Raw genomic sequence first — 2200 nt, 5'->3', positions numbered from 1 at the left:
GATGCTAATACCGCTTTAGGTTTAGGCGCAGCCAGCTTTGCCAAAGATACCACCTTAAGTTTAGGTATTAAGAATGGTGTCTCAGTAGCCAATGCGATCAAAATGGAAGGTGTGATTACCCAAAGCAATAACTTTGACAGCAGCCTCACAGGTGTTATCAGTGGTACAGGTAGTCTTGTAAAAGAAGGCACAGGCTTATTAAGTCTTACAGGTGCTAACAGCTATAGTGGTGGCACACAGGTTGCCGCAGGTAAAGTAGCGTTAGATGCTAATACGGCTTTAGGCGCAGGGTCAGCTACGTTTGCTAAAGACACCGAATTAAGTTTAGGTGTTACTAAAGGATTGTCGGTTGCCAATGCCATTGAGGTTGATGGTGAAGTTGACGTTCATAGTGGCAAATTTGACAGCAGCCTCACAGGTATTATCAGTGGTGCAGGTAGTCTTGTTAAAGATGGCACAGGCCAATTAAGCCTAACCCAAGACAACACCTACAGTGGTGGCACACAGGTTGCAGCAGGTAAAGTAGCGTTAGATGCGAATGCAGCCTTAGGAACAGGTAAAGCCACCTTTGCGCAAAATACCGAATTAAGTTTAGGTGTTACTCAAGGTGTATCGGTTGCCAATGCTGTACAAGTAGATGGTGCTATTAAAGTTCATAGTGGTCAATTTGATAGCAACTTAGACGGTGTAGTGAGTGGAGTTGGTAGCCTAGTAAAAGATGGCGCAGGCACATTAACCTTAAAAGGCACCAACATCTACGAAGGTGGTACCGTCGTTAGTGACGGCACCTTAGCCATTAGTCAAAATGCCAACTTAGGTAAAGCGGAAACAGGTGTGACTGTCAGTAATGCTACTTTATTATTAAATGGTGATATTGCTATTGAACGTAAAGTGACTTTAGCAGGCACCACAGCCACGCTTAACACCGCCCAAGATACAAGCAGCAGCTTAGATGATGCAGTGAGCGGTACTGCCAAGTTAATTAAAACAGGTGATGGCACCTTAACCTTAAATACAGCGAATAGTTATGCAGGTGGCACCCAGATTGCTAAAGGCACCTTAGCCATTAGCAACGATGCCAGCTTAGGCGGTAAAGCAGGTAAGTTTGGTGTTGACGTTGTTATTGATGATGCAGCTACCTTAGCTTTAACGGGTAATGTAGCGGCTGCTCGTAAATTAGATTTAACGGGCAGCACAGCCATAATTGATACTGCGAAAAATACTAGCAGTAGCCTCAGTGACGTAATTAGTGGTTCAGCAAAGTTAGTTAAAGAAGGTGAAGGTAGCTTAACGTTATCGGGTGTTAATACGTATGCAGGTAGCACCGATATTAACGCAGGTACCTTAGTCATTAGCCAAGATGGCAACTTAGGTAAAGCAGGCACAGGTGTTGCGATTAACAATGCCACCTTATCGTTAAATGGTAGTGTTGCTGTTGATCGCACCATAGCCTTAGCAGGTACCACAGCGACAGTTAATACCACCACAGGTAGCAGCAGCTTAGTCAAAGAAGTGAGTGGTTCAGCGGCCTTAGTTAAAACAGGTGCAGGTACCTTAACCCTCAATAGTGCTAATAGTTACACAGGCGACACCCAAATTACGGGTGGTACCTTAGCCATTGATGCTAATGATAAATTAGGTACAGGCACAAAAGTTACGATTAGTGATGCCACCTTAGCTTTAACAGATACTGTTGCGCTTAATCGTACATTAGATGTAACAGGTATTGCCACGGTTGACACCGCTACAGGCAGCAACAGTAGCTTAGACAAAACCGTTAATGGTTCAGGCCAATTAGTTAAAACAGGGGCGGGTACTTTAGAACTCACTCAAGCTAACAGCTACACAGGCGGCACGGCTATTAAAGCAGGTGAAATTGTCTTAGGTGCCAATGCAGCCTTAGGAACAGGCGCAGCCACGTTTGCTACAGATACCGAATTAAGCTTTAGTCAAGGACTATCGGTAGCCAATGCTGTGCAAGTAGATGGCAAGGTACAAGTACATAGCGGTAATTTTGACAGTGAATTGAATGGCGTAGTGAGTGGAGTCGGTAGCCTCGTAAAAGATGGCACAGGCCAATTGAGCCTCACGCAAGCTAACACCTATAGTGGCGGCACACAGGTTGATGCAGGTACAGTTGCTGTGGATGCTAATACCGCTTTAGGTTTAGGCGCAGCCAGCTTTGCCAAAGATACCACCT

General features: G+C 45.0%; 1 protein-coding gene. It reads left to right on the top strand.

Features of this window, described 5'->3' with window-relative positions; translation table 11 throughout:
• Positions 1-2200 (top strand): autotransporter-associated beta strand repeat-containing protein (locus Q0212_RS11460; RefSeq protein ID WP_297925585.1); only part of this gene is annotated, 2200 nt, incomplete at both ends.

The sequence above is a fragment of the uncultured Agitococcus sp. genome, from assembly GCF_937920075.1.
Taxonomy (GTDB): Bacteria; Pseudomonadota; Gammaproteobacteria; order Pseudomonadales; family Moraxellaceae; genus Agitococcus.
The sequence above is the reverse complement of the archived record's forward strand: the minus strand, read 5'-3'. Positions and strand labels throughout refer to the sequence as shown.